The organism is Pseudoalteromonas espejiana DSM 9414, from assembly GCF_002221525.1.
In the GTDB taxonomy this organism is placed as follows: domain Bacteria; phylum Pseudomonadota; class Gammaproteobacteria; order Enterobacterales; family Alteromonadaceae; genus Pseudoalteromonas; species Pseudoalteromonas espejiana.
Window position 1 is genome coordinate 2,380,764 of the sequence record NZ_CP011028.1, and the last position, 20,978, is coordinate 2,401,741.

The 20,978-nt window shown below is 40.6% G+C and carries 17 protein-coding genes; 4 read left to right on the forward strand and 13 right to left on the reverse strand.

The features are described 5' to 3' along the window. The first annotated feature begins 3 nt into the window (after positions 1 to 3). Positions 4 to 1,002 (forward strand): response regulator, encoded by a 999-nt coding sequence (locus PESP_RS10780; protein WP_089348036.1) that lies wholly within the window; start codon positions 4 to 6, stop codon positions 1,000 to 1,002. A gap of 14 nt (positions 1,003 to 1,016) precedes the next feature. Here the strand turns inward: PESP_RS10780 and PESP_RS10785 are convergent, their stop codons facing one another. Continuing rightward, positions 1,017 to 1,421, reverse strand: a complete 405-nt coding sequence (locus PESP_RS10785; RefSeq protein WP_089348037.1) for a VOC family protein — start codon at positions 1,419 to 1,421, stop codon at positions 1,017 to 1,019. Between the two features lies 1 nt (position 1,422). Next, a complete protein-coding gene (locus tag PESP_RS10790; RefSeq protein WP_089349153.1) occupies positions 1,423 to 2,079 on the reverse strand; it encodes an HD domain-containing protein in 657 nt (218 codons plus the stop codon). A gap of 139 nt (positions 2,080 to 2,218) precedes the next feature. Here PESP_RS10790 and PESP_RS10795 point away from each other — a divergent pair, with 139 nt between their 5' ends. Beyond that, positions 2,219 to 3,409, forward strand: coding sequence for a class I SAM-dependent methyltransferase (locus tag PESP_RS10795; protein ID WP_089348038.1), 1,191 nt, complete (start codon positions 2,219 to 2,221; stop codon positions 3,407 to 3,409). Between the two features lie 70 nt (positions 3,410 to 3,479). Here PESP_RS10795 and PESP_RS10800 read toward each other — a convergent pair whose 3' ends face one another. The 11 genes from PESP_RS10800 to PESP_RS10850 form a co-directional block, all read right to left on the reverse strand. Further along, positions 3,480 to 3,776, reverse strand: coding sequence for a PilZ domain-containing protein (locus PESP_RS10800; protein WP_089348039.1), 297 nt, complete (start codon positions 3,774 to 3,776; stop codon positions 3,480 to 3,482). A 9-nt stretch (positions 3,777 to 3,785) separates the two neighbouring features. Further along, positions 3,786 to 4,166, reverse strand: coding sequence for a response regulator (locus PESP_RS10805; RefSeq protein ID WP_089348040.1), 381 nt, complete (start codon positions 4,164 to 4,166; stop codon positions 3,786 to 3,788). Positions 4,167 to 4,240: 74 nt separating this feature from the next. Next, positions 4,241 to 8,128 (reverse strand): ATP-dependent RNA helicase HrpA, encoded by a 3,888-nt coding sequence (gene hrpA, locus PESP_RS10810; RefSeq protein ID WP_089348041.1) that lies wholly within the window; start codon positions 8,126 to 8,128, stop codon positions 4,241 to 4,243. A gap of 95 nt (positions 8,129 to 8,223) precedes the next feature. Continuing rightward, complete coding sequence (locus PESP_RS10815; RefSeq protein WP_089348042.1) at positions 8,224 to 9,258, reverse strand: isoaspartyl peptidase/L-asparaginase family protein; 1,035 nt, start codon at positions 9,256 to 9,258, stop codon at positions 8,224 to 8,226. 289 nt (positions 9,259 to 9,547) lie between these two features. Then, entirely contained in the window at positions 9,548 to 10,252 is a 705-nt protein-coding gene (locus PESP_RS10820) for a SapC family protein (protein ID WP_089348043.1), read from the reverse strand. A 336-nt stretch (positions 10,253 to 10,588) separates the two neighbouring features. Further along, entirely contained in the window at positions 10,589 to 11,299 is a 711-nt protein-coding gene (gene pgl, locus PESP_RS10825) for a 6-phosphogluconolactonase (RefSeq protein WP_089348044.1), read from the reverse strand. Between the two features lie 3 nt (positions 11,300 to 11,302). Next, on the reverse strand, positions 11,303 to 12,775 hold the full coding sequence (zwf, locus tag PESP_RS10830; protein ID WP_089348045.1) for a glucose-6-phosphate dehydrogenase: 1,473 nt from the start codon (positions 12,773 to 12,775) through the stop codon (positions 11,303 to 11,305). A 274-nt stretch (positions 12,776 to 13,049) separates the two neighbouring features. Then, positions 13,050 to 14,696: a glucose-6-phosphate isomerase gene (gene pgi / locus PESP_RS10835; RefSeq protein ID WP_089348046.1), complete on the reverse strand. Its 1,647-nt coding sequence runs from the start codon at positions 14,694 to 14,696 to the stop codon at positions 13,050 to 13,052. Positions 14,697 to 15,043: 347 nt separating this feature from the next. Next, positions 15,044 to 17,269, reverse strand: a complete 2,226-nt coding sequence (locus tag PESP_RS10840) for an aminotransferase class V-fold PLP-dependent enzyme (RefSeq protein WP_089348047.1) — start codon at positions 17,267 to 17,269, stop codon at positions 15,044 to 15,046. A 124-nt stretch (positions 17,270 to 17,393) separates the two neighbouring features. Further along, positions 17,394 to 18,470 (reverse strand): AI-2E family transporter, encoded by a 1,077-nt coding sequence (locus tag PESP_RS10845; protein ID WP_089348048.1) that lies wholly within the window; start codon positions 18,468 to 18,470, stop codon positions 17,394 to 17,396. Continuing rightward, complete coding sequence (locus PESP_RS10850; RefSeq protein WP_089348049.1) at positions 18,463 to 18,681, reverse strand: hypothetical protein; 219 nt, start codon at positions 18,679 to 18,681, stop codon at positions 18,463 to 18,465. Before PESP_RS10850 ends, PESP_RS10845 begins: the two co-directional genes overlap by 8 nt. A gap of 147 nt (positions 18,682 to 18,828) precedes the next feature. Here PESP_RS10850 and PESP_RS10855 point away from each other — a divergent pair, with 147 nt between their 5' ends. Further along, on the forward strand, positions 18,829 to 19,494 hold the full coding sequence (locus tag PESP_RS10855) for a hypothetical protein (RefSeq protein ID WP_089348050.1): 666 nt from the start codon (positions 18,829 to 18,831) through the stop codon (positions 19,492 to 19,494). 1 nt (position 19,495) lies between these two features. After that, positions 19,496 to 20,953 (forward strand): beta-barrel assembly-enhancing protease, encoded by a 1,458-nt coding sequence (gene bepA, locus PESP_RS10860; RefSeq protein WP_089348051.1) that lies wholly within the window; start codon positions 19,496 to 19,498, stop codon positions 20,951 to 20,953. The last annotated feature ends 25 nt before the right edge of the window (positions 20,954 to 20,978 follow it).

Sequence of the window (20,978 nt, forward strand, 5' to 3'; positions counted from 1 at the left end):
TTAATGGATTTTAGCAACGACAAACCGCGCATTTTAATTGTTGACGATGAACCTGCCAACCTAAAAGTAATGCGTGAAGTGTTAGGTAACCAGTACCGTATGTCTTTTGCTAAATCGGGCGCAGCTGCGTTAGCGCTGCTTGAAAAAGAACTGCCGCAACTTATTTTACTCGATATTATGATGCCAGATATGAATGGTTTTGAAGTATGTAAAATAATTAAAAGCACCCCTGCTATTTCACATATTCCAATCATTTTTGTTACTGCGCTGGGCGACGAAAGTGATGAATTTAAAGGTTTTGAACTTGGGGCTGTTGATTACATTACCAAGCCTATCAGCCCAGCAATTGTAAGAGCGCGGGTTAAAACACATCTCTCACTTGTACAAGCCGAGCAATTAAAGCAAGCACATGTTGATTTAGTACATAGATTGGGCCGAGCCGCCGAATATAAAGACACAGAGACTGGTGAGCATATAGCCCGCATGAGTCAATACAGTAAGTTGCTTGCATTAGAGTTTGGTATGAGCGAGCAACATGCAGAATTACTTCGCCAAGCTGCCCCTATGCATGATGTAGGTAAAATAGGCATACCTGACGCTATTTTGTTAAAACCTGGGCGCTTAACAAGTGAAGAGTTTGACCATATGAAGCAACACGCCATCATTGGTGCACAAATTTTAGCTAACTCATCTTCACCGTTATTACAACTTGCGCATACACTGGCAATTGAGCACCATGAAAAGTGGGATGGCAGTGGTTATCCAAATGGCTTAATAGGTGAAAAAATATCTATAGAAGGGCGTATTGTCGCCATTGCAGATGTATTTGATGCGCTCACCTCAAAACGCCCGTATAAAGAGGCTTGGAGTATTGAGCAAACCTTAGCGCATTTGCAGGAGCAAGCAGGTAAACACTTTGACCCGCAGCTTATAAGCCTTTTTGTAAATAAATTAGATGATATTGTCGCTATTAAAAATGCCTATAACGAAGCGCATCATTAAATATTTTTCAAGGGCTAATCAGCCTTGCCTATGAGCGCTTTTATTTGTTGATGGTCGTGGGAAGTAATCTCATGGCTATTACCACTATTATCTTTGAAATAAATTGAAAACGTAACACTGTGATCGGCCATAACAGTTTTTATATTTTTCGCTTTTAAGTGCTCAAGCCAGCTAATAAATTGCGCCCCGGTTGCCGCAAAGGCAATACCTTTACTACGCCCTTCTCCTTCAAATAATGCTAATCGAGCGGTTTTATTTTTATCTTCAAGGGTTAACGGGCCTTTGCCATTTCCATCCCAAAAGGCAAGTTCACTAACCACTTCAAAACCAAGTACGCTTTGATACCATTTAAGCGCTTCTTTTATGCATTCTACATTTAAGTGGCAATGATCAATGCCAGATAATAATGGGACACTCATATTACTGCCCTGTCTCAGATTTAAGCTGTTCTAAAAAAGCGTGCATATAAGCTGTACGTCTTTGCGCTTCTGCTTTAGCCGACGGTGTATTCATGCTTTTAGCAATATGGAGCAACTTTATATAAAAGTGATCTAGTGTATAGGTTTTATCATCCGGCTCACGGTTAAGGCAAAATGGGTCGTCCGGGTTATACAATAAACGACTTATTGACCCCCCTACTTTCATACACCGGCTAACGCCTATGGCACCGAGTGCATCCATTCTGTCAGCATCTTGAACAATTTGAGCCTCAATAGTTTTTACCGCAATATTAGCACTAAAGCTATGCGCTGCAATTGCATGGTGAATATCGTCAAATAAGGTAGCGTCGCAATTAATTGAGTTTAAAAATTCAATGGCTTTGTCTGCTGCCATAGTAGAGGCTTTAGCTCTGTCAGGGTGGTTTTTAGCAACGGCTACACAGTCGTGCATCCACGCGGCGGGTAAAACAACATGCATGTTTGCTTGCTCAGCATTACATAGCTGAATGGCAACGCGCACCACGCGCTCAATATGTGTAATATCATGCGCTACGTCAGCATGTATTAACGATGTTATAAACGTCCTACACTGTGAATTAAGTATTTCTAAATCGGGGCTTAAAGCGACATCAGGCACGTTTATATTCCATAAGCTAATTAATATCTGAATTATCCGTACTTTACCGTGCTTTATACCCGCCATGCAAAACATTCATTGTATGTTGCGCCCTGCTTGACTAAAATACAGCGCTTATTTATTACTACTGAGAAGCCCTATGTCATCTGCCGTTTACCTACAAGCTGGTCGCGAAAAATCATTAAAAAGAAAACACCCATGGTTGTTTTCAAAAGCCATCAAAAAAATCAAAGGTAAACCGGGCCTGGGTGACACAGTGACTATTCATGACAATGAAGGTAAGTTTTTAGCAACCGCAGCTTACAGCCCGCATTCTCAAATACGTGCACGTGTTTGGAGCTTTGACGAAAAAGAAGTCATAGACCAACACTTTTTTGAACGCCGTTTACGCCGCGCCCTTGCAGCCCGCGAACATGCTATTGCTGAAGGCGGGTTAACCGGCTTTAGGCTATGTGCGGCTGAATCAGACTACCTACCAGGCGTTACAATTGACAAATTTGCCAATACCCTAGTTTGCCAATTATTAAGCGCTGGTGCTGAGCGTCACAAAGGTGAGATTGTTGGCGCGCTTATGGCTATATTTCCGGGTGCTAATATTTATGAGCGTTCAGATGTAGACGTACGCACAAAAGAAGGCCTTGAGCCAATTAAAGGTGTACTGTGGGGTAACGAACCAACAGAGCCTGTGCTTATTGAAGAAAACGGTTTAAAACTTGAGGTTGATATTCTCGAAGGCCACAAAACAGGTTTTTATTTAGATCAGCGCGATAGCCGCGCAGCCCTTGAGCGTTTTTCAAAAGATAAAACCGTGCTTAATTGCTTTAGTTACACCGGTACATTTTCGCTTTATGCATTACGTGGTGGCTGTGCGCATGTAACCAATGTAGATGTATCACAGCCAGCACTTGATACAGCCAAACGAAACGTTGAGCACAATAATCTCGATTTAAATAAAGTCGATTTTGTAAAACAAGACGTGTTTAAACTATTACGCCAATACCGCGACGAAGGTAAACAATTTGACACCATAGTCATGGACCCACCCAAGTTTGCTGACAATAAAGCGCAGCTAACGGGGGCATGTCGTGGCTATAAAGATATAAACATGATTGCTATGCAAATATTAAAACCAGGCGGTACGTTACTTACGTTCTCATGCTCGGGTTTAATGGAGCAAAACTTGTTTCAAAAAGTAGTGGCTGATGCAGCCCTTGATGCAGGTAAAGACTTATTGATTATGGAGCGATTAAACCAAGCAGCTGATCACCCTATTGCAGGGAGCTACCCAGAAGGCTTTTACTTAAAAGGCCTAATTTGTAAGGTGTATTAAATAGCGCTTTAAAACAGCGTTAGTGGATTGCTTAAATCCACTAACGTTTTTGTTTTGCCGCCCAGCTTAGTTAATTAAACTGCACTATTTCAAGCCCGGCTGTAATCGTACCATCGTCTTCTTTACTAGCACGAATCACTTTAGCAGTCGCATTAAGCGAAGCGATACTCGGGTGAGTAGATTCAATATTAACTTGTAATAACGTTTCTAGCTCAAGTAAATCATCTAAATGTAGTGATAGTCCCGTCGCACTTAAATCAACACACTCTGCGGTATAATTTAATCCCGCTATAGGCTCTATAGTAGTTAAATGTGCAGGCGTGTTAACCTGCATACGTCTAAAATTGCGCTTATCTTCAGTAAACATGCTTCACCTTTAAACAACCGTGTCTATTTGCTCTAATAAAGTGCCCATCGAAAATGGTTTTACTACGTAGGCATCACACCCAGCATTAAAACCCGCTTGTTTTTCCGATGGTGACTCTAAGCCTGAAACCATAACGATAGGAATATTTTTTGTTTCTGGTGTGTGCTTTAGCATTCGACATGTATCGTACCCATCAAGACCCGGCATACAAACATCAAGCAAAATAATATCTGGGGGGTTAGCTATGGCAGACGCCAAGCAGCTTTTTCCAGAATCAGCGTAACTAACATCAAATTTTGACGTAAGAGCAGTCTTAAGCATTTCAAAATTGAAATACTCATCATCAACTACTAACAATCGCTTAATCTTATGCTCTACCAATGAGGACATAGGTATGTCGCTTCCTTCTCAACCAAAAATAAATCCTTCTACTAAGGTACTAAGCTTAATAGAAAATGCAAGTTTTATTCTATCTCTTTTATAGCGTTTAATACTCGCTTTGCCGAAATAGGATACGGTGTACCAAGAGTTTGGGCAAACAATGAAACTCTAAGTTCTTGCTGCATCCAAAAAATAGACTCAACCTCATCTGGGATAGGCAGGCCCTTTGGCGTTTTACTTACTAATTTTTTGTATTCTTGGGCTACTTTTTCAAGCTCTAAAACACAAAGTCTGTCGCGATTTGGGTCTACGGGTAACTTTTCTAAACGCTTTTGTACTGCTTTTAAATAACGAATTAGATCCGGCATTTTATCTGCGCCATGCCCGCTCACAAAGCCTTTAAATATAAGCGACTCAAGCTGCGATTTTATATCGCCATGCGCTGTTATCATAGTTAAATCTACACGCCCTTTCATTTTTTTATGAAGTGCATGGGCAATGCTCAAACCTTGCTCCACTTGCGTTGCAATAGCCACTACAGTATCACCAAGCTCGCCTCTTATATGCTCTTTAACACTTTCAAACGCCGTTTCATCGCGAATATCGCCATGCTTAACAAGCAAGCTATCTACCCCTGCGGCTATGCAATCGTCAATTAAGTCTGCAATTTTACCAAACGGATTAAAATACAAACCAAGCTTAGCTTTATTAGGCAAGTTTTGTTGTAGATACTTGATAGGCGAAGGCACGTTTAATAGCACTAAACGGCGCAAACCTTGTCGGTGCGCTTGCTGCGCTTTTATTTCACTATCAAATAACTCAACTGCAGCCGCAGATTTTTTATCCACCAGCGCAGGGTATGCTTTTATCTCGTATTGGCCTTGTTTTTTAACGTATGAGGCAGGCAATGCGCCAAAATCCCACTGTGTTAAATCGGCTTTTTCTATGCCTTTGTCGGCTACTTTTGAAAGTGTATCGGTTACTTTACCTTGTAACTGTGCTTTAAGCTTTGCTAAATCAAGGCCACGGGCAAGGAGTTTGTCGTGCTCATCACGTACTTCAAATTGTAAGCGTAAATGTGGGGCAAGCGAAGTTAAATCCCATGCATCTGCATCTACCCTTACACCTGTCATTCTGAGTAATCGGGTTGTAAGCGCCTCTATTAGGCTGCCTTGTAGTGGCTCAATTGCTGCAAGCACTGCATCGGCATAATTAGGAGCAGGCACAAAATTTCTGCGTAATGATTTAGGCAACGATTTAATTAACCCACTAATTAATTCGTGCCTAAACGCCGGTATATGCCAATCAAAACCACTTTCTTGAACTTGATTCAATAACGCTACCGGAATTTGTACTGCAACACCATCAACGGCTTGGCCCGGATCAAAATGATAGGTAAGCGGTAAAATAATATTGTCTTGTTGCCATGTGTCTGGGTAGTCAAACTCGGTAACATTACTTGCACCATGTTGCATAAGCTCTTCGCGAGTCATGTGTAAGTAATGTTTATTTTTTTGCTTTTGCGTTTTATACCACTTTATAAATGCCGCACGGTTATTTATTTCTTTCGGTATTTTTTTATCGTAAAACTCAAATAAGGTTTGCTCATCGACCAAAATATCGCGACGTCGAGATTTATGCTCAAGCACTTGTATGTCTTCTATCAGCTCGCGATTATATGCTAAAAATTGCTCATTTAAACCCAGCTCTTGCTCAACCAATGCCGTGCGTACAAATAATTCACGGCTTATTTTAGGGTCTATATTGCTATACACACAGCGGCGTTTATTAACGACTAATAAGCCATAAAGCGTTTGTTGTTCAAACGCGATAACCGCACCTGGTTTTTTCTCCCAATGTGGCTCTGAATAACTACGTTTAACTAAATGCTGAGCCAGTGGCTCAACCCAATTTATGTCTATTTTGGCATTTATACGTGCGTATAACTTACTGGTTTCTACCAGCTCCGCCGACATTATCCATTTAGGACTCTTTTTAAATAACCCAGACCCCGGAAAAATATGGAACTGGCTATTACGTGCGCCTTTGTAAATTTGTTTTTCGTCTTTAAAACCAATGTGGCTTAACATACCGCTTAGAAGCGCTTTATGAATAAGTTCGCCGTCTGCAACTTGCGTAGTGGCTTTAATGTTCATTTCGCCACATACAGTGCTAATTTGATAAACAATATCTTGCCACTCGCGAATGCGCATATAAGCTAAAAAGTCTTTTTGGCAAAGCTTTCTAAATTGGCTGTTGGTCAGCTCACTTTGTTGCTCTTCTAAGTAATTCCACAGGTTTAAAAATGCAATAAAATCTGAGTCGGGGTCGTCAAATCGGCCGTGTTTTTCATTCGCTGCTGCACGTTTTTCTTGAGGGCGTTCGCGTGGGTCTTGTATCGACAGTGCCGCGACAATAATAATCACTTCGCGAAGCGCACCTAATTTATTTGCAGTAAGCACCATTTTGGCTAAACGCGGATCCACTGGTAAGCGGCTCAGCTCTCGCCCTGACTGGGTTAAACTGGTTTGCTGACGGTTTTTAGCGGGTTTAATCGCTTGTAGCTCTTCAAGAAGCGTTAAACCATCGTTTATGTTTCGGCTATCTGGCGCTTGTACAAACGGAAATTCGCTCATATCGCCAAGGCCTAAAGCCAGCATTTGTAAAATAACGGAGGCTAAATTAGTGCGCAGTATTTCGGGGTCGGTAAACTCTGGGCGTGATATAAAATCATCTTCAGAGTATAAACGTATACAAATACCCGCTTCAACACGGCCACAACGGCCCATACGCTGATTGGCACTGGCTTGTGAAATTGGCTCAATTGGTAAGCGCTGCACTTTAGTACGATAGCTATAGCGGCTAATGCGCGCAGTACCTGGGTCTATTACATAACGAATACCGGGCACTGTTAATGAGGTTTCGGCCACGTTTGTAGATAAAATAATATGGCGGCGCGAATGCGGGGCAAATATGCGATTTTGCTCAGCGTTAGATAAACGCGAGTAAAGCGGCAACACATCGGTGTGTTTTAAATTACGCTTTGAGAGCGCATCAGCGGTATCGCGAATTTCACGCTCGCCATTTAAAAATATGAGGATGTCACCGGGGCCTTCTGCGCAAAGCTCATCTACAGCATCAAAAATACCTTGCAGTTGATCCCCTTCGGCTTCCATGGTGTCTTTGTTTATATCCCCAATGGGGTTATAGCGAACATCTACAGGAAAAGTACGGCCCGACACTTCGATAATAGGCGCATCATCAAAATGCTTTGAGAAACGCTCAGGGTCTATGGTTGCCGAGGTAATAATGACTTTTAAGTCGGGGCGCTTTGGCAGTAAGTTTTTTAAATACCCTAAAATAAAATCAATATTTAAACTGCGCTCATGGGCTTCATCAATAATAATAGTGTCGTATTGATTCAAAAAGCGGTCTTGTTGAATTTCGGCTAATAAAATACCGTCGGTCATCAATTTTACATACGTGTTATTAGACACCTGATCGCTAAAGCGAATTTTAAAACCAACTTGTTGGCCAAGGTCGCATTTCATTTCCTCGGCAATACGGTTTGCAACACTGCGCGCAGCTAGACGCCTAGGTTGAGTGTGGCCTATAAAACCATCTACGCCGCGCCCTAGCTCTAAACACATTTTTGGTATTTGAGTTGTTTTACCTGAGCCGGTTTCGCCAGCAATTATCACCACTTGGTTATTGGCAATGGCGTCTTTAATTACATCCTTTTTTTGGCTTACCGGTAACTGCTCTGGGTAAGTCACAGTAGGTAGCTCAGCTAAACGTTTTTCACGTAGCTGTTGACTGCGGGTAATATCAGCCGCTATTTTTTCAAGGGCATTGGCCTGCTTTGTTTCGTCCTTTATTTTTTTTACGCCATGTAAGCGCTTTTTAAATATGAACTGATCTTTTTTTAAGCACGTTTTTAGCTCGCCAAACAACTGACCTAGGTTTACCACCCGCACACCTTATAAATTTAATAATAGAGCGCTAATAGTATCAAAATAAACGCGCTGGGTTAATCCTACAAAGCCTATAAGGCTTATATATAACACTATTCATCTTTAAATATACCGACATAAGTCGCTTGTGTATTTGATTTACTCGCCCGGTACATACCAGAGGTATTAAACGGCAGGCTTATATTCCCTTTAGCATCTACTATAATCACACCACCCGTACCACCTATAGGAGCAAGCACCTGATTAATAACTTCATTACCCGCTTGAGCTATAGTTTTGTTTTGGTATTTAACACGGGCGCATACATCGCTTGCCACATTGTAACGAATAAAGTACTCGCCATGTCCTGTGGCCGACACCGCGCACGAGTCATTGTCAGCAAAGGTACCGGCACCAATTACTGGCGCATCACCTATACGCCCAAAGCGCTTAGCTGTCATACCACCTGTTGATGTACCTGCCGCTAAATTACCGTTTTTATCAAGTGCTACCGCGCCAACAGTGCCCATTTTATAATTAGTAGGAAGTGCTTGATGTGCCGCTTGGTAGTTAGTACTGGTTGCTTTTGCTTTATCTAGTTTTTGTTTAGCTTTTAATAGAGCCTCATAACGATGCTCGGTATCAAATATATTGTTTTCAATAAGTGTAACGCCCTGCTCTTTGGCAAACTCTTCAGCGCCTTGGCCACTTAGCATAACGTGCACTGAATTATCCATTACTAAGCGGGCCAGTTGAATAGGACTTTCTATGTGCTTTACGCCCGCTACTGCGCCGGCTTCACGGTTTCGCCCATCCATGATTGATGCATCCAACTCGTGGCTGCCATCATAGGTGTACACTGCACCGCGACCAGCATTAAAAAAGGGTGACTGCTCTAATACTTGGATTGCAGTTGTTATCGCATCGAGGCTTTCTCCGCCTTGTTCAAGTACGGTGTAACCGGCCTCAACGGCTTCGGTTAGCTTAGCGCGGTAGGCTTTTTCTTGCGCGGGTGTGAATTTAGCTTTTTCAATTGTGCCTGCACCACCATGAATCGCAATAGCAAACGGCGTCTCGTCGCTTAATGCGCTATTACTTAGTGTTAAACACGCACTGGCAATAATTGATAATACGAATGTTTTTTTCATGATGATCTCTTTTTATATTAGGGTTAAAAACAATGTGAATGGTTACAAAGAAGATTTCAACTAATGTAAGTTTAATGACATAAAAAAAGCGCCTTAAGGCGCTTTTTAAAATTTAACGTGTTGAAATACCAATTTTATTAAAAACATGATCATTCTAGCGTATTAAATAGCTCACTAACTACGTTGAAAATTATTTATATAGAACAACTATGTATCATAATTTTAGCCTTGTTATTGAGCCATTTACTTATCGCTATAATAGATCACTAATTTAATGCAATTGGTATAATTAAGCGTGTTTAGCTTTTAAACGCGCTAAACGTGCTACTTGGTGAGTAGACGTTAAGAAAGAGTAGATTGGCGCTAAGTAACCGCGCTTACGAAGCTCTAAAAACTCTTCATCACTTAGTGAATTAAGTTTTTTCTCATCAATAAGGTAAATACCGTTGATGTCTTTTTTCTCGCCTTTAATGTCTACTGTAAGCGTTTGCGCTACAAGTAGTTCTTTATCAGCTAAAAACTTAGTGAACGCTTCTGTTACTTGAGAAAACTCGATAAAAGACACTAAAGACTCTTTACGACGCTTTAAATAATCTGTTTCTTCGCCATTTTCAAATAACGCGTTGCCTTCTTCTTCACCAACTAATGAACTTGCTTCATCAATTACAATACCGTATTGGTCTTGATCTGGGTGCTTAACTAAGCCCAGTGGGTAACGTGTTGCAGCCATAGGTGCAAATGCTGCTGTCCACTTACCGTCTTCTACAAAAAGGTTTTCGCCTGGCTCTAGACCAAACATCGCTACTGCTTGAAAAGTACCCGCTTCGTTATTTTTAACAAAAGACATTGGGAATTCGTTCGCTACGCGTGCAAACTCATGTGCAACTACGGGCACTAAATGTTGAGTTTTCATAAATTCAACGTTGATGCCGTTTTGAATTTTAGTGTTGGCATGCTTTTCGTTGTGTAAAGGCTGTACTTGTTGCTCCGCCATGTTACTGCTCCGTTTATTTTTAATATATATGTTTCATTGTTAATGCCTTTAGGCTAATGCTTTTGAACGAAAAAAGGAAGGGAAAGTTTTATGACAACTCTCATGAAAAAATAAAGTTTAGCTAAATCTAGGCGTTGCTAAAAAATAGACAGCTAAAATCACTTGGATATGGTTAAAAACCCCGCATTGCATGGTTATTTTTAATACAACCCCATAAAAACTGTTAACATTGGTTAACAGTTAGCACTGCTTTTTTTGCTACAAATAGTATTAAATTTAGGCAAATAAAAAGGCAGCTTAAATAAGCTGCCTTTAAAATGTGATTGAAAACCTAAATTAAGGTGCCCAATATACTTCTATATTAATGCTTGGGTGATTAAGCACTGCGCGAAGTGGCATGTCGTTTACCTCACCACCCGCCTTTGCTTGCTTGTAAACGGCGAGCTTTTCTTCACCGCTTATAAGTAACTTAACCACTTTAGAGTTAGCAATGGCATTTAACGTCAGTGTCATACGCTCAGTAATGCTACCTGTAACATCGCTTTGAATCGCGTTAATCGCACACACTGTTTGCTCGGTTGTTAAACCATGCTCTAAACCATCCGCATGGGGAAATAAAGATGCAGTGTGGCCATCAGGGCCCATACCTAAAATTGTTACGTCGTACGGCGCCTTTAAAGCACTGTAAGCGGCTTCACATACTTGCGTACCCTCTTTTGCAGTAGCGGCATCGTTTTTCATTGTAATGAAGTTTGCTGCACTGCCATAGTTTTGAAGTAACGTGCTATTAATAAACGCTTCGTTACTTTTTTCATGGCTTGGCTCAACCCAGCGCTCATCAACCATGGCAACATCAACGTTTTGCCAATCTAAATCGAGCGTTGATAAATGCTTATACGCAGGTGCAGGAGACGAACCGCCAGAAACCATTAATACAGCACGGCCATCGTTTTTAATACCATCACGCAAAGATTGCTCTAGCGTATTTGATAACTCAGCGGTTAACTCATCTTTTGAGTCAAAAAACTTTTCAACAATAGTTGCCATAACTTATGCCTTATCGCCAGTGTTAAACCACACGTGGTTGTTTTCAGCTAATAGTTCATCAGCATCATCTGGGCCCCAGCTACCAGCACGGTATAGTGCAGGTTTGCCTTTGGCTTGCCAACGGTCAATGATTGGGTCTATCCATTTCCACGCTTGACGAACTTCATCACGGTGAATAAATAACGATGGGTTATTAGCTGCAGCATCAAGCATTAAACGCTTGTACGCATCTGAATGGAAACCATTGCTGTACGCTTGTGAAAGCTCAATGTTCATTGTTACCGGCTCAAGTTGCATTTCAAGATTATCAAGACGCTTTGACATAAGCGTTAATTGAATTGTCTCTTCAGGTTGCAAACGAATAACCAAACGGTTTGGCTCAATGTTACCTACGTTATCTTCATAAATGTTATGTGATACTTTTTTGTATTCAACAACAATTTCAGCACAACGTTTAGCCATACGCTTACCAGTACGAAGGTAAAAAGGAACCCCCGCCCAGCGCCAGTTATCAATGTGAGCACGAATAGCAACAAACGTCTCTGTTTTGCTTGAGCCTTCATTAAGCTCTTCTAAATAACCCGGTACAATTTTACCGTTTAAATCACCTGGTACGTATTGGCCGCGAACTATGTTTTCATCTACGTCGCCATCAAGTAATGGGCGAAGTGCTTCTAATACTTTTAGTTTTTCTGTGCGAATACTGTTTGCATTAAGCTTGTTAGGCGACTCCATCGCAACTAAACATAGTAACTGCAATAAGTGGTTTTGAACCATGTCGCGCAGTGCACCGGCTTTGTCGTAAAAACCTGCACGGCTTTCAAGGCCGACTGTTTCAGATAAACTAATTTGAATGTTGTCAATTGACTTAGCATCCCACATGTTTTCAAACAAAGAGTTTGAAAAGCGCAGTGCCATTAGGTTTTGAACCGTTTCTTTACCTAAGTAGTGGTCAATACGGAAAATTTGCTCTTCGTCAAAAAACTCTGCAATTTTACCGTTTATAGCTTCAGCTGAGTCGCCGCAGTAACCAATTGGCTTTTCAACAACAACACGAGACGTTGGTGTTATTAACCCTTTAGTTGATAGTATTTCACAACATGTGCCGTAAACTGCAGGCGGTAGTGATAAGTAAAATACGCGAGATTTGTTGCTGTCGTGCTCTTCTAAAATGCCTTTAAGTACATCCCAGTTGTCGTCAGCTTCAGTTACATTGCTTACTACAGGCACTAAATAAGTAGAAAATGCTTTCCAATCTTTAGCGTTGTACTCGCCTTTGCTTAAAAACTCTTTTAATGCGTTATGGGCTGTTTCTATGTAATCGGCGCGCTTACTTTCTTCACGCACGGTAGGCAGAATGCGTGAGCCTTCTGGTAAGTTACCTTCTTGATATGCTCTGTACATTGCAGGAAGTAATTTGCGTAACGCAAGATCACCACCGCCCCCAAAAATTATAATATCAAAAGGATTAAGCATAGTTACTCTCTACGTTTGTAATACCTATAAGCTACTTCCATAAGCAGCTCGGTATGCAGGTTTAGTGCTTGAATGACATTGGCTTTTACTGTTACTTAATAAAAGCCTATTGAATGTTTTACGCTATGGCGTTGGTATTTTTATTTGACTGTTCGCACAATTAAATGAGTCTTAGGAGTCCTGTAATTCCTCTCACAAAAATACAGGCCCTAAGAACTCCAGCGCTACCCGTTCAAAGGTACTCGGTTTGCTTATTTTTCAATAAGCGAAAATGTTACTGCGTACGATGTTGCTTGTAGTACGCCATTAAGCCATTTGTTGAACTATCGTGTGCGTGTTTTACGCTATCATCGGTTAGTTCGCTTTCAATTTTAGAAGCTAAGCCTTTTCCAAGCTCAACGCCCCATTGATCAAATGAGCAAATTTCTAATATTATGCCTTGGCAGAATATTTTATGTTCGTATAACGCAATTAAACGACCTACTGTTTTTGCATCTACCGTATCAAGTAGTATAGATGTTGTAGGACGATTGCCTTGATGGATTTTATGATTAAGTAATTCATCAATTTGCGCCTGTGTTTTGCCTTTAGCCGCTAAATCTTCTGTTACTTGCTGTGCATCTACACCACTCATCATCGCTTCTGTTTGCGCTAAAAAGTTAGATAGTAAAATATCGTGGTGTTTATCTACCGCTACTTGCGGCTTAACTGACGCAATAAAATCAGCCGGTACAATCACATTACCTTGGTGCAAACACTGATAAAACGCATGTTGACCATTAATACCCGTCATACCCCAAATAATAGGTACTGTTGTATAAGGTACGGTTTCGCCAGCAAAGTTTACATGTTTACCGTTACTTTCCATCTCGCCTTGTTGTAAATACGCAGGCAACATATGAAGCGCTTGGTCATAAGGTAAAATAGCTTGTGATGTAAAATCTAAAAAGCTGGTATTCCACACACTAAGTAGTGCCATAATAAGTGGAATATTTTGCTCAAATGGTGCTGTTTTAAAGTGCTCATCTACTTCAAACGCACCTTCTAAAATAGCTTCAAAAGCATCAAAGCCTAAATATAAAGCAATTGGTAAGCCTATCGCACTCCAAAGTGAAAAGCGACCCCCTACCCAGTCCCACATGGTGAATACGTTTTCATCGCTAATACCAAATGCAGCGGTTTTTTCTAAGTTGGTACTTACAGCAACAAAGTGCTTAGCAATAGTGCTGTCATCTTTTGCTGTTTGTAAAAACCATTCAACGGCTGTTTTTGCGTTGGTCATGGTTTCTGAAGTGGTAAATGTTTTTGATGAAATAACAAATAGAGTTGTCTCAGGGTCAATAGCTTTTAATACAGAAGCAATTTGAACGCCATCTGCATTAGATACGTAATGCACGTTTAATGTGTCATCAGCAAGCGCTTTAAGTGCTTCGGTTGCCATTTGTGGGCCAAGGTTTGAGCCACCAACACCAATACTTACAACATCTTTAACCGCTTTACCGGTATAACCTAACCACTGACCACTGCGTACCTTTTCAACAAAGGCTTTAATTTTTGCTAATTCGTTATCTACAGCTTGCGTTACATCTTCGCCATCTACTACTAACGGGGTATGAGCACGGTTACGCAAAGCAGTATGTAAAACAGAACGTTCTTCAGTAATATTAATTTTTTCGCCGCTAAACATTTTGTCGCGCCAAGTGGCAATGTCACACTCGTTAGCAAGTTCAATTAACTGGGCAAAGGTGTTTTTGTCGATGCGCTGCTTTGAATAATCAAATAACACACCTGGAATTTGAGTAGAGAATGCATCAAATCGCGAATCATCTTGTGCAAATAACGTTTTTAGATGGGTTTGTTTCATCTGTGCGGCACTTTCTTTAAGTGCTTGCCAACTTGCTAATTGCGAACGATTAGACATGTAAATATCCTCTAAAATATTTAAATTAATGATTTAAAAACAGTTTAAGGTAAAATAGCTTCATTAACTGAGTGCTTTGCAAACTAAAATGCAAGCGCCTAGTATAACGAAAAAAGCAATAAAAATGCTGTTTTTATAATTTATGATGCAGATAATAACGCAATTTTTTACTTTTGACACCGGTATCATAAAAATTTTATGAATTAATTACCCACAAATTTTAAGCATTTAACAGTTTAATCAACATTTATTAAATATTCATGAAATACGCATATAAGGTACCTAGCAAACTACACCCAGTTTAAAAGATACCCAATACCAACTTTAATAGCCTTAAAAAAGCGTATTTAGTTAATAAGTGCTAAACCCCCTTCTACATTATAAATATGCGGATACCCTAACTGCTGTAAGTTAGCAGCCGCTATTTTTGAACGACTCCCACTTCGGCATAATAGAATATACGTATGATCAGGGTTTAATTGATTTTGCACTACTGCATTCGCCATGCGGCTAAGCGATATATTGAGTGTGTGTGAACTTGGCGCTGAAAAAATATCACCCACATTAACGGCACTGTGCTCATAGGGTTCGCGCGTATCTATTAAGTACACATTAGGCTTTGTTAAAAACGTTTTGGCTTGTTGATAATTAAGCTGCTTAGCACGTGTTTGCACGGCAGCTTGCACATAACCACAAAGCTGGTTATCCGAATTTATATGCAGCTCCTCGCTTTTTATTTTTTGCTCAACAAATTCATCCGTTGTTATTTCTTTATTAAGCAGTGGGCTAAGAAGCGCAGTTTGAGCACGTGTTGTGCGCCAATTAATAGCAAAGCACTGTTGGTAATCGTGTCCTGAGCACATTACGGTATTATCACTCAAAGTAGTTGCTAATAATTGTAATGAGGTTGCCATTTGGGCTGCACTGCCGCCTTCAAGCGATGTATTACCAAGTCCTGCTGGTAAAATTAAATCACCACAAAAACAATAATCAACATGCGCTGTTTCGTCATCTTTTAATAAGTAGCTTACGCTGTCTTTGCTGTGCCCTGGGGTGTGCAAAGTCGTCAGTGTTTTATTACCTAGTTTTATAGTTTGCTCGTTTGCAGCATTAACAGCTAACACATCGCTTAATAAACTAACCGCACTGGTACGCTCTTGATGCTTATGGGTATCTAAAATTGCTTTTACAGTAAGCTGTTGGGTTTTTACTATTTTTTCAAAGCGTGGAATTAGCTCTATAATTGGGTCAATCACTACTGCGCTTTTATCATCACTAACATAAAGCCAACTACAAGCTCCTTGGTGCCTAAATTGCGTTAAGCCAAGTGCACACACTTCTTGCCTAGGTGATGCACTGTCAGAGACAATTAAACAATTAGCCTCTAGCACTGCTTTTAAAGAACTAATACGTGTACACGCTTGATCTATTTGCGCTTGAGTAGCGGCTGGGCCAAACGAAAGCCTAATCGCATTTTCGCTTTGCCAATCGGTGGCGCCCATTGCATCAAGTACAAAACTGCGCTTAGCGCCTGTACTACACGCCGAACCACCACTGACCCTAATACCTGTTGCATCAAATAAATCAATCACCTCTTTTGAAGTTAAAGCGTTAACTGCAAAATTGAGCGTAGTCGGCACTGAGTGATTAAAATCGTGGTTAAAGGTAATTTCACCAAAGGTATTTTTTAAGGCATTTAGCAGTTGTCCCCTGTAGCTATTAAGTACAGCAACAGATTTAAATGTATTGTCTGACTTATCCAATAATAAACTAAATAACTTATTAAGCCCTGCAATGCCTGGGAGGTTTTCGGTGCCTGAGCGCATGCCGCTTTCTTGCCCGCCACCTGCTATAAATGGGGTATAGGCACTGCCATTTTTAATATATAAAAACCCTATTCCTTTTGGTGCATACAATTTATGACCCGAAAACGGCGCGTAATCTATACTGGTATCGCTAAGTGCAAGTGCTTGTTTGCCCAAAGCTTGCACGCAATCTACCATCCATGACACTGACTTATTTTGGCTACGAATCACTTGTTCTATGGTTGCTAAGTCTTGATACACGCCGGTTTCATTATTGACCGCCATAGTACAAATCATGAGCGCATTGTTAATATGATCACTTATAAAGGCTAAGTCTAAAATGCCATTACTATCAACCGGAATGGCAAGTAACTCAGCGTTTATTCCCAGTACGCTATTCCAGTGTTTTAACGTATTAGGCACGGCTTTGTGCTCTGTTGCACCATAAAGCAATACAGGTTTTTTAATTGTATGATTTTTAGCATTAATTAGCGTAGAGACAATCGCAGTTTGAATACCTTCAGTAGCGCCGGAGGTAAATAAAATATCGCCATTTGGTGCGCCAATCACTTTACGTGCGTTTTGCCTTGTTTGCTCTAATAAATATTTAGCCTGAATACCGCTAATGTGCGGGCTTGAAGGGTTACCAAAACAAATTTGCATGGTGTGAGACACTACCTCAGCAATACAGGGTAAAACGGGTGTAGTCGCATTTGCATCAAGATAAACTTGGGCAGCTTGTTCATCGTGCAATAAAAATTCAGACATTAAAAAACGCACCTTTATTACTAAAAAATATATCTTATACCCAATACTACATAACTTTAGGCGTATTGGGTAATAATCAATTAGTAACTTAGGTGCGTTTACTATGCCTTTTTAAACTAAATACTTACTCAGCTATTTCTTTATTTAGCTCCTGCTGAGTTGACGACCATGCGTTAATTAATGCTTTTACAAGTGATGCTAAAGGTATGGCAAAAAACACCCCCCAAAATCCCCATAAACCACCAAAAAACAGCACAGCAACAATTATAAATACCGGGTTTAAATCAACAGCTTCAGAGAACAATAACGGCACTAATACGTTGCCATCGAGCGCCTGAATAACTCCGTATATTATTAACACCGTCCAAAACTGCGTTTCTAAGCCAAATTGAAATAGCGCCACAGCTGCCACAGGTATAGTAACTAGCGCTGCGCCCACAAATGGGATCAATACGGAAAAACCAACCAACACTCCTAATAAAGCAGCGTAGCGTAAATCAAGTATGGTAAAGGCAATAAATGAAGTCCCCCCCACAATTAATATTTCAAATACTTTACCGCGAATGTAGTTCATTATTTGCTGATTCATTTCGTGCCATACTTGCAAAATTAAACGACGTTGCTGAGGTATAAGCGTGGCAGCACTGGTGGTCAGCTCAAGCTTATCTTTAAGCATAAAAAACACAAGCAATGGCACAAGCACTAAATATATAAGCCAAGCAACTACATCTTTTAACGATGTAAGCGAAAAAGAAACAATCACTTGGCCAAGCTCAAGCGCTTTAGCCTCTACACTTGCCACAATAGCTTGTACCTGCTCGGCATTAATTAAGCTCGGATATTGCTGAGGCAACGCCATTAAAAACGACTTACCTTGTTCTACCATATGCGGTGTTTCTTGCACTAAGTTACTAGTTTGTTTCCATAAAACAGGGCCAATGACTAAAATTAAAGTCAGCATTATGCCTGTAAATATCAGCATAACGATAACCGTGGCGCTAAAGCGTTTTAATCCAAAGCGCTCTAAGTGCACTACTGGCCAATCAAGTAAATAAGCAATGACTAATGCAACTAATACAGGAACAATTAACGAGCCAAAAAAATACAGCAACGCCACAGAGGTAATGAGTAAAAATAATAAGGTGACTGAATGGGGGTCTGAGAACTTCCTTTCGTACCATGTTTTAACATATTCAAACATGTAATGGCTCCACTAGTATGAGTCCTAGGTGTTGGTCAAATGTATAATTGTATGCATTTTTAATTAAAAAGCGCTTAATGTCGTCTGCGCTTTCATCGTTATTAATACTAAACGTAACAGCCTGCTTTAATGACTGCGCTTCACGAAGTGCCAATTTAAACTGCACAAACTGTTGCGGGCATTTAAATTTTTTTAAATCGCGCTCTAACATAACTACTTTACTCGCTTAGTAAAATGAATAATAAGTCGCATATTGTCGGTCAATCTATTTATAAAACGTGAACAGCTGTAACTTTTTCTTAAAACCATTCCTGCAATGGTTTATCCTTATAACATAATTAGCAGTAAGGATGAGTTAATGCCTGGCACGCATAATAAAGCGCAACTACCGAGTAATCCAACACTCAAAGAGATTAATTGGTATAAAAAGCAGATAAACTGGGGTGAACTACCGCCTTTTTATCATCTTGTTGCCTCTTCGGTCAGCGAATCTGAAGGGATTTTAGAGCACGGCTTTGAAAATGCAGTAAAAAGTCTACTCAATAAACGCAACTGGAATTTAGACTTACTTGATGGCTATGAGGATGAGTTTGGCGAAATACACACCAAACACAAGCCTCGAATTGCCCTGCACCAAGTATTTACAGACCGTGGCTTTGAGCTGTGGGCACAGCCCTATGCAAAAGATGTCATTATTGATCAGTACATTAAAGATAACCGCTTTATGGAATTTAGAGTGTGGGATCCACATTCAATGAAAAACCTGATCCGCATAAACCAATTGCATAAGTTTATTGGCTTTTATTTTGAACGTGGCGATAAAGCAGATAAAGCCATTATTTTACATGCACATAAGGTAGTACATAAAATTATTAAGTATTTGCAGCAAGAATTGAACGTTGTAAAGCTTGATGGAGTCACAATAAAAGAACTCTACCAATTGTGCGAAAAAGACAGCCGCGCGAGCAGCGACGAAATAGACATAGCTAAAATTGCAATTGGTGAACCAATTAACAAGGAATAAAATGCAGCTAAAATTAGCCTTTATCACTTTATGCAGTGCCGCGCTTACCTTTAGCCTACTGGTTAGTGAGCCTTTAAAGGCGCAAACAAACTTTACCCTGCCCGATTTAGGCACATCTGCTTTGCAAGTTTTACCGCTTGAAAAAGAACAAGCCATTGGCGAAGTAATGATGATGCAAATAAGAGGCTCATCACCGGTGGTAAACGACCCCGTACTCGATGAATACCTAACAACACTTGGCCGTAAGTTAGTCGCAAATGCAAACGACGTGCGTTTTACTTTTTCGTTTTTTTGGGTAAACAATAACGAAATTAACGCCTTTGCTTTTTATGGCGGGCATGTTGGCGTGCACACTGGGCTTATTGCTCAATCAGACAACGAAAGTCAATTTGCCTCAGTACTTGGCCACGAAATTGCCCACGTTACCCAGCGCCATTTAGCACGGCGTATTCAACAGCAACAAGATAATAGCGCACTTACCATTGCCGGTATGATTGCAGGTATTTTGGCTACGGTGGTTGCACCTGATGCAGGTATTGCGATTATTTCGGCAAACCAAACGCAAGCTGCTTTTAGCCAACTAACGCACAGCCGAGCTGCCGAGCAAGAAGCCGACCGCATAGGCATGCAAACCCTTAATAATGCAGGCTTTGATGCGCGTGCATCGAGCGAGTTTTTAACTAAGTTATCAGCGCAAATTCGTTACAAATATAAGCCACCCGCCTTTTTGCTCACTCACCCATTACCAGAGAGCCGCGTGTCTGATGTGCGCCTACGTGCAGAGCAATACCCTGTACGCCATTTAAACCCAAGCCTTGAATTTAACTTAGCGAAAAGCAGAGTGTTAGCACGCTATGCAAATAAACCAGAAAACGCTGAGGCCCTGTTTAGAAAATTAATGCGCGAAAACAGCTACAACAACACCGCCCTAAAGTATGGCTTAGGCATTAGCTTACTCGATCAAGATAAATTGGATGAAGCCGCAAAAATTTTAAACGAGCTGTTAGAGAAAAACCCTAAAAACCTATTTTACATAGACACCCACACCGACTTACTCATAGCGCAAGAAAAAGCCGACGAAGCGGTTAAATTTTTAGCGGAGTTAAATAACTATCGCCCTAATAACCAGGTAATTACTTTAAATTATGCCAACGCTGCATTAGAGGCAGAGCAATTTGAGTTAGCCGAAAATATTTTAAAGAGCTTTTTACTTGAAAAACCAGACCATAGCTTAGGTAAGCAACTATTAGCAGATGCCTATAAAAAACAAGACAAGCTTGCTGCTTACCACGAAGCCAACGCCGATGTACTTTCGCAATATGGGGCTTATATAAAAGCCGCCGACGAAATCCAAAAAGCGCTTAATTTCGTAGAACCTACAGAGCTGGTTAAGCAGCAGCGCTTAAAAGCACTATTAACCCAGTATCGTCGCTTACAAAAAGAGCTTGCAAGACTTTAAGTCTGCAAGCGCTTGCCCTAAAATA

Coding starts and splice junctions, on each gene's coding strand:
- PESP_RS10780 (WP_089348036.1), top strand. CDS start 4: ATGGATTTTAGCAACGACAAACCGCGCATTTTAATTGTTGACGATGAA.
- PESP_RS10785 (WP_089348037.1), bottom strand. CDS start 1,421: ATGAGTGTCCCATTATTATCTGGCATTGATCATTGCCACTTAAATGTA.
- PESP_RS10795 (WP_089348038.1), top strand. CDS start 2,219: ATGTCATCTGCCGTTTACCTACAAGCTGGTCGCGAAAAATCATTAAAA.
- PESP_RS10800 (WP_089348039.1), bottom strand. CDS start 3,776: ATGTTTACTGAAGATAAGCGCAATTTTAGACGTATGCAGGTTAACACG.
- PESP_RS10805 (WP_089348040.1), bottom strand. CDS start 4,166: ATGTCCTCATTGGTAGAGCATAAGATTAAGCGATTGTTAGTAGTTGAT.
- PESP_RS10815 (WP_089348042.1), bottom strand. CDS start 9,258: ATGAAAAAAACATTCGTATTATCAATTATTGCCAGTGCGTGTTTAACA.
- PESP_RS10820 (WP_089348043.1), bottom strand. CDS start 10,252: ATGGCGGAGCAACAAGTACAGCCTTTACACAACGAAAAGCATGCCAAC.
- pgl (WP_089348044.1), bottom strand. CDS start 11,299: ATGGCAACTATTGTTGAAAAGTTTTTTGACTCAAAAGATGAGTTAACC.
- zwf (WP_089348045.1), bottom strand. CDS start 12,775: ATGCTTAATCCTTTTGATATTATAATTTTTGGGGGCGGTGGTGATCTT.
- pgi (WP_089348046.1), bottom strand. CDS start 14,696: ATGTCTAATCGTTCGCAATTAGCAAGTTGGCAAGCACTTAAAGAAAGT.
- PESP_RS10840 (WP_089348047.1), bottom strand. CDS start 17,269: ATGTCTGAATTTTTATTGCACGATGAACAAGCTGCCCAAGTTTATCTT.
- PESP_RS10845 (WP_089348048.1), bottom strand. CDS start 18,470: ATGTTTGAATATGTTAAAACATGGTACGAAAGGAAGTTCTCAGACCCC.
- PESP_RS10850 (WP_089348049.1), bottom strand. CDS start 18,681: ATGTTAGAGCGCGATTTAAAAAAATTTAAATGCCCGCAACAGTTTGTG.
- PESP_RS10855 (WP_089348050.1), top strand. CDS start 18,829: ATGCCTGGCACGCATAATAAAGCGCAACTACCGAGTAATCCAACACTC.
- bepA (WP_089348051.1), top strand. CDS start 19,496: ATGCAGCTAAAATTAGCCTTTATCACTTTATGCAGTGCCGCGCTTACC.